Annotated in this window: 6 protein-coding genes; 2 read left to right on the plus strand and 4 right to left on the minus strand. The window is 75.4% G+C overall.

The features are described 5' to 3' along the window. Positions 1-62 precede the first annotated feature (62 nt). Together ABZ914_RS43570 and ABZ914_RS43575 are read right to left on the minus strand one after the other, a co-directional pair. Positions 63-773, minus strand: coding sequence for a glutamine amidotransferase (locus tag ABZ914_RS43570; RefSeq protein ID WP_190866645.1), 711 nt, complete (start codon positions 771-773; stop codon positions 63-65). Next, positions 763-2,013, minus strand: coding sequence for a Mur ligase family protein (locus ABZ914_RS43575; RefSeq protein ID WP_190866643.1), 1,251 nt, complete (start codon positions 2,011-2,013; stop codon positions 763-765). The genes ABZ914_RS43570 and ABZ914_RS43575 overlap by 11 nt, the downstream gene beginning before the upstream one ends. A gap of 395 nt (positions 2,014-2,408) precedes the next feature. On the opposite strand from ABZ914_RS43575, the gene ABZ914_RS43580 reads away from it, so the two are divergent. Further along, positions 2,409-4,118: a hypothetical protein gene (locus ABZ914_RS43580; RefSeq protein WP_500200622.1), complete on the plus strand. Its 1,710-nt coding sequence runs from the start codon at positions 2,409-2,411 to the stop codon at positions 4,116-4,118. 179 nt (positions 4,119-4,297) lie between these two features. Continuing rightward, positions 4,298-5,362 (plus strand): hypothetical protein, encoded by a 1,065-nt coding sequence (locus tag ABZ914_RS43585; protein WP_500200623.1) that lies wholly within the window; start codon positions 4,298-4,300, stop codon positions 5,360-5,362. Positions 5,363-5,456: 94 nt separating this feature from the next. On the opposite strand, the gene ABZ914_RS43590 is transcribed toward ABZ914_RS43585, so the two are convergent. Together ABZ914_RS43590 and ABZ914_RS43595 are read right to left on the minus strand one after the other, a co-directional pair. Next, on the minus strand, positions 5,457-5,816 hold the full coding sequence (locus ABZ914_RS43590; protein ID WP_500200624.1) for a DUF5955 family protein: 360 nt from the start codon (positions 5,814-5,816) through the stop codon (positions 5,457-5,459). A 16-nt stretch (positions 5,817-5,832) separates the two neighbouring features. After that, positions 5,833-6,851, minus strand: a 1,019-nt coding sequence (locus ABZ914_RS43595) for an AbeC-like domain-containing protein (RefSeq protein ID WP_500200625.1), incomplete at its 5' end; no start/stop codon positions are given.

A 6,851-nucleotide genomic window follows, 5' to 3' on the forward strand; every position in this document is an offset into this window, starting at 1 on the left:
CCCCCCCCCCCCCCCCCGCCCCCGCGCCCCGCCCCGGGGCGCCCCGGGGGCCCCCCGGCCGGTCAGCCGAGGACGGCGGCGAGGCGCTCCTCGCGGAGGCGGCCCGCCCACGAGTCGTCGATCGGCTGCAGGTCGTGGCCGACGGCCCAGCGCAGCAGCAGGTCGGCGAGGCCCGGGTTGCGGACGAGCGCCGGGCCGTGCATGTAGGTGCCGAGCACGCGGCCCGCGTAGGCGCCCTCGTAGCCGTCGCCGTTGCCGATGCCGTGCACGACCTTCGCGAACGGGCGGGCGTTCGGGCCGAGCCGCGTGACGCCCTGGTGGTTCTCGAAGCCGGTGATGCGCGGCACGTTCAGCTCGCCCGCGACGTCCCCGACGATCTCGCCGACGGCGCGCTGCTCGCCGCGCCCGGAGCTGATGTCGAGCAGGCCGAGGCCGCGGACGGGCTGGCCCTCCTCGCCGCCGAACTCGTGGCCGAGCAGCTGGTAGCCGGCGCAGACCGCGAAGACCACGGCGCCGGACTGCACGGCGCGGGCGAGGCCGCCGTCGCCGAGCAGCCGCTGCGCGGCGAGGATCTGCGGCCGGTCCTCGCCGCCGCCGAGCAGGTAGATGTCGCCGTCGGCGGGGACGGGCTCGTCCGAGCGGAGGCTGACGGTCTCGGTGGGGATGCCGCGCAGCGCCGCGCGGCGCTCCAGGACGATGGTGTTGCCCTGGTCGCCGTAGGTGCTGAGCAGGTCCGGGTAGATCCAGACGATCTTGATGCGGTCAGACGACACGGCCGTACCTCGTTCGGATGCTCTGGAAGGCGGTGTAGTTGGCGATCACGTCCAGGTGCCCGGGCGGCACCGCCATGACGGCCTGGTCGATGTCGTCCACCAGGGTGAACTGCACGTCGGCGGCCTCGAGGCGGGCGGCGAGGTCGATGCGGCGCTCGCCGGCGACCCAGACGGGGCGGCCGCGCAGGATGCGGTAGTCGACGTCCCACAGCCAGGAGGTGTCGCGGCCGTCGGGGCCCTGCGCGTTGATCGACAGGGCGACGGGGCCGGGCGCGGGCTGCAGGACGTCGAACGCCTCCAGCCAGCCGGCGGGGTTCTTCGACAGCAGCAGCCGGAGCGTGCGGCCCTGGTGCTCGACGGTGGTGTAGCGGCCGGCGACCGACCGCACCTGCGACAGCAGCGGCAGCGCCTGCTCGGGCGGGACGCCGAACTGGGCGACGACCGCGAGCGCGATGAGCGCGTTCGACCGGTTGGCGCGGCCGGGCAGGGACAGCTGGGAGAGGGAGAAGGCGCGGCCGTCGGGGCCGGTGATCTGGTCGCCCTTCAGCGCCCAGTCGGGGCGGGGCCGGCGGAAGTGGCACTGCCGGCACGCCCAGTCGCTGTCCTCGTCGGTGTCCTGCCGGTCGAGGGGGCCGCCGCACTCGGGGCAGCACCAGGAGTCCTCGCGCCAGTGCTGGCCCGCGGCGACCCACGTGACGCTCTTCGCGGACGACGCGCCCCAGGTGACCAGGGGGTCGTCGCAGTTGGCGATGACGTGGCTGTTCGGCGACGCCTCCAGGGCGCGCCGCCACTTGCCGGCGAGCAGCCAGATCTCGGCGGCGCGGTCCATCTGGTCGCGGCTGAGGTTCATCAGCGCGACGATGTTCGCGCCGGTCTCCCGCAGGACCATCGGGACGTACTTCTCGTCGCACTCCAGCACGCCGTAGCGGGCGGTGGGCGCGGACGCGAGCGCGGACACGTGCCCGGTGGGCATGTTCGCGCCGAACGCGTTGGTGGCGACCTCGCCCAGCGGGGTCATCGCCGAGGTGATCAGCCGGGTCGTCGTCGTCTTGCCGTTGGTGGCGCTGACGAGGACGAGCTTGCGGTCCTTGGCGAGCCTGGTGAGCAGCTCGGGGTCGAGGCGCAGGCCGATCCGCCCGCCGATCACCGAGCCGTCACCGCGGCCCGCCATCCGGGACATCTTGGCGGCCGTACGACCGAGCGCGACGGCCAGCTGCGAACGCAGCGGAAGATCGCTCATGGACTCCGTCTTCTCTGGATGCGCCTGTCTTGTTCAAGTGCGCCCTGAACCGCTCCGAGCCTAGCCGCTGCGCGCGGCGCTCGCCGCGCGCCGGGCGTGTTGCGGCGGCCGGTGCGGGCGGTTCTCCGGCGGCGCGCGGCCGTCGGCCCTAAGATGTGAGCAGCCTCACAGGCATTCCGGTAAACCACCGGCGGCAATCTTGACCGGTACCGAGCTGTCGTGATTCGGTGCGAGCCCGTCAGCGGTGAGTCCAGATTCCCATCCACGCGCCCTAGAACGACATCACCCACTACTTTTGTCGGGAGCCCTGCCGGTTTGCGGGGAAGGGCAGCCCGCCCGAGCCGGCGGGCCGGAATGCGCAGCGTGGCAAGCGGCGACAAGGCGAGGTCAGAGCGATGCAGTGTCCGACGTGCGGTTCTCACACGCCCGGGACGCTCGGCAAGTGTTCGAACTGCGACGCGCCGATCGATGTGTACTCGGTCGGTCCGCTTCCGGCGCCCGTCCAGGACGGTGCCGCCGCCGCGCTCGACGAGAGGTCGGGCCTCGGCGAGAAGACGATGATGGTGCCGCCGCCGCCGACGCCCGCGTGGGCGTCCGCCGACCCGGCGCCCTCCGACCCCGAGTCCACCGCGACGTGGACGTTCGACCCGGACCAGGAGGGCTACACGCCCACGGGCGGCATGCCCGCGCTCCCCGCGGGCAACGGCCCCGCGAACGGGGTGAACGGCGTGAACGGCGTGAACGGTGCGGGCGCCCCGCCGCAGGCGGCATGGGCCTCCGAGCAGGCGGGCGCGAACGGCCAAGCGAACGGCCAGGCGAACGGCCAGGCGAACGGCCTGCCGCAGGCGAACGGGCAGCAGCCGGCGCTGGGCGCCGCGCCCGGCGCGGCCGCGCTGCCGCCCGCCGGCGGGTTCCCCGGCGGGTCGCTCGCCCCTGAGGCGGAGCCGCCGCCCGTCGAGTCGATCGTCCCGGAGTCGTGGTTCGCCCAGCCGCGCAAGCCCGACCCGCAGGACGCGGCGGAGGCCACCCAGATCTACGGTTCGCAGCAGCCGCCCGCCGACCAGGGGTGGGGCGCGCCGCTGCCGACCGCCGGCACGCCGCCGCTCGGCACGCCGCCGATGCCGGACGCGGACGCGACGCAGATCGCCCCCGGCGGCCCCATGGGCGCGGGTCCGATGGGCGCGGGCCCGATGGGCGCGGGCCCGATGGGCGGCGCGCCGCTCGACGGCCCGACCAGGATGGACTTCGGTTCCGGCGGCGGAGGGTTCGACCAGACCCGGATGGACCCGGGCGGCACGTCCGTCATGGGCGCTCCCCCGATGGGCCCCGGCGGACCCGGCGGGTTCGGCCAGCCGGGCGGCTACGGCGACCCGATGAACCAGGGCATGCCGTTAGGGAACCAGGGCATGCCGATGGGCCAGATGGGCCCCGGCGGTCCGGGCGGTCCGGGCGGCCCCGGTGGTTACCCGCCGGGCCGGGCGCGTTCCGGCGGCGGGACGAGCAAGCCGCTGCTGATCGGCGTCGCGGCCCTCGTCGCGGTGGCGCTCGCCGCGGTCGCGTTCGTCGCGTGGCCGTCCGGCGGCAAGGACGAGGCGTCGCCGAAGGCCGCCAAGTCGTCCAGCCAGCCGGTGGCGCAGAAGGAGAAGATCAGCGACGCGGAGAAGCAGCAGGCCGAGGCCATGAGCGCGGTGCTGGACGCGAGCGTCGACGCGCGCCGCGTCCTCGCCGGGGCGCTCGGGCGGGCGGGCCGCTGCAAGGACCTGCCGGCCGCGGTCCAGGGGTTCCAGAACGCCGTCCAGCGCCGCCAGAACCAGCTGAACCGGACCCGCAACCTCAAGGTTGGCCAGCTGACGAAGGGCGAGCAGCTGCGGACGTCGCTGTCGCAGGCGCTACAGGCGTCGCTGCAGGTCGACCAGCTCCTGCTGCAGTGGGCGCAGCGGAGCCGGGCGCACTGCCACGGCAAGCCGAAGCCGGACGCGGCGCACGTGCCGGGACGCGCGCAGGGCGAGCGCCGCGCGACGCTCGCCAAGCAGCGGTTCGTCGCGCTGTGGAACCCGGTCGCGAGGAAGACCGGGCAGCCGGTGCGCAGCTGGCAGCGGGTCTGACCGGCGGGGCGCGGCGGGCCGTCCGGCGCCCGCCCGCGCCCGCCCCGGCGGCCCGCACGGCCCGTGCGCGGGCGTGACCGTCCGATCACAACCGGGTTGCGACCCGCGGAGGGGCCGTCCGTTAGCGCGGGCGGGGCAGTATCTTGTCACCGATGCACCTCACGGGGTAAGGGGCTGTTATGCGGTGTCCGGGCTGCGGAAGCGACACCAATCCGGCGCTCCCCCGTTGCACGCGCTGCAACGCGCCGGTACGGCCGGCGTCGCCGGACGGTCCCGGCCACACGCTGTCCGCGAGCGAGGAGACCGCGCGCGACCCGTCCCGGGACGACGAGGCGACGCGCGACTACGGCGTCCCGCCCGCTCCGTCCGGCGGCCAGGGGAACCCGTTCGAGCCGCCGCCCGCCGGCGCGCCCCCGTCCGGGTTCGGCGCCGGGCCCGCCGAGCCGCTGCCGCCTCCGTGGGTCCCCGTGCCGGACGCGCCGGACCAGGGGCAGTGGCCGCCACCGGCGGACTACACCACCCCGATGCCGCCGTCCGACGAGCGGTCGACGCCGCTCGGCCCCGAGCCGTGGGCCGAGCGGTCGACGCAGCTCGGGCCGGAGCCGTGGGCCGAGCCCGCCATCTGGCAGCCGCCGGCGCCGCCGAAGAGGAACAACGCGCTGTACTTCCTCATCGCGGCCGGGGTGGTCCTCCTCGTCGTGGTCGCGCTCGGCATCGTGTTCTGGCCGAGCGGGCCGGGCAAGCCCGCCAGGTCCGTCGCCGGACCGGCGTCCTCGCCGGCGGGCCAGCCGGTCACGACCGACGACGAGAGCCCGAACGGCTCCCCGACCCCCGACGGCTCGCCCAGCGGCGACATGACGGCGCAGGCCCGCACGGTCGACGCCCTGATCGAGGACATGGCGGGGACCCGTTCCGAGCTGGGCACCGTCGTCACCGAGGGCTGCCCGACCGACGGCCTCCAGCGCATCCACGACGAGCGGCAGACGCAGCTCGACAAGGCGAACGCGCTGGACGTGAGCGCGCTCGACAACGGCACCGCGATGAAGGACGCGCTGGTGCGGGCGCTGCGCGCGTCGGTCGAGTCGAACCAGCGCTACCTGGACGTCGCGCCCGGCTGCCCGTCCGACGACGAGGTGGCGGACGTGAACCAGGAGGCGACGAACGCGAAGAACGAGTTCATCACCTACTGGACCCCCATCGCCCAGCAGGCCGGGCTCCCCACCCGCGACGGCGACAACATCTGACGGTCGAGCGGCGTAACGGCCGCGCGCACCACGGCGCGCCGGGCCGACGCTGAGGCATCACGGTCGAGGGCATGCACCGTGTGGCTGCGCCCGGTCAGCCGCCTACGCCGACCGCGGCGGCGAGGGCGCGAACGGCCTCGGCCAGCGCCGCCACGCCGGCGACGCGGCGGCCGAGCCGGGCGAGGGCGCCGCCCATGCGCTCGGCGTCCGGGTCGCCGTCCTCCGCCTCCTCGCGGACGTCGGCGAGATCGCGGCGGGCCCGCGCCGCCTCCGGGAGCTCGGCGGCGTGCCGGTCCAGCAGCCGCTCGACGCGGGCGAGGGCCTCGGCGACGTCCGCGCCGGCCCCGCCGCCGACGACCTGCTGGTTCTGGGTGACGTTGTCGCCGGTGGCGATCTGGCCGGACACGTTGGCGTGCCCGCCGATGCTGATGCCCCGGTCGCCGTGCTCCGCCATGCCGTCCTCCGCGAGGTCAGGGGTTGATGCGAGTCTGCCGCTGCTCGACGCTGCGCCCGGACGCGACCTGCCCGTGGACGGTGCCGCCGGTCATGATGACGCCCTGGTTCAGGATGACGCCCGCCTGCGCCCGGTAGGCCGACACGTCGATCCCGCACTCGTCCGACAGGTGGTCGAGGATCGCCTCGTTCACCCGCCGCTCGATCAGCCGCATGTACTTGTCGACGTCGGTCTCCTGGACGAACGTCGCGAAGCCGTCCTCGGCGCACAGCTCGCGGACGCTGATCCGCGCGCCGTAGTCGTGCGACGCCTTGCGCGCCGGGTTGCCCGACGAGGTCGCCGCGACGAGGCTGCGGGCCATCGTCCAGCAGGTGGTGAGCATCCGGGGCCAGGCGAGCAGCGTGCCGGCCAGCACTGTCCGCCAGCTCTCGGCCAGCGTGCGGAGCAGCAGGGTGACCGCGTCCCAGTCGGGCAGCCGGTCGACGATCCGGTACTCCTCCCGGACGGGCGGCAGGACCGTCGCGACGAACTGCCCGTAGAGCATCCGCCCCTCGACGGCGAGGTAGACGAACGCCGAGAGCACGACGTCCTTCTCCTCGGCGGGCGCGACGGGCCGGCCGTCCGGCGCGTCGATCGCCTGGCCGTGCCCGCCGACGGTGACGCGCTGGTAGCAGCGCAGGTCGCCCTGCGGATGCCGCATCATCGCCTCGACCGCCTCCGGCTCGGCGACGGAGAACGGCACCCCGGCGACCGGGTCGATCAGCGGGTGCCCCTGGAACCAGCGGCCGCTCACCGCGTCGACGGGGCGGGTCCGCTGCGGGCACCGGCCGCGGGCGACGATGTGGACGTCGCTGACCAGCCCGGTGATGCGCTCGTTCAGGGGAAGCGGCGTCCGGTCCGGGGCGGGGGCGCCGGGCCGCGGCGGCGGCGCCTCGTCCCGCATCCGGAGGATCTTGGCGCGGACGCGCTCGTGCAGGGTGACCGCGTCGACCCGCCGCGGGCCCGGCTCGGCGGCGGATCCGCGCGCGCCCGACG

The sequence above is a fragment of the Spirillospora sp. NPDC046719 genome, assembly GCF_040645715.1.
Taxonomy (GTDB): Bacteria; Actinomycetota; Actinomycetes; order Streptosporangiales; family Streptosporangiaceae; genus Spirillospora.

What these genes read in the sequence shown, in the direction of transcription:
- ABZ914_RS43590 (WP_500200624.1), bottom strand. Translation starts at nt 5,816, where the DNA reads ATGGCGGAGCACGGCGACCGGGGCATCAGCATCGGCGGGCACGCCAAC.
- ABZ914_RS43585 (WP_500200623.1), top strand. Translation starts at nt 4,298, where the DNA reads ATGCGGTGTCCGGGCTGCGGAAGCGACACCAATCCGGCGCTCCCCCGT.
- ABZ914_RS43580 (WP_500200622.1), top strand. Translation starts at nt 2,409, where the DNA reads ATGCAGTGTCCGACGTGCGGTTCTCACACGCCCGGGACGCTCGGCAAG.
- ABZ914_RS43575 (WP_190866643.1), bottom strand. Translation starts at nt 2,013, where the DNA reads ATGAGCGATCTTCCGCTGCGTTCGCAGCTGGCCGTCGCGCTCGGTCGT.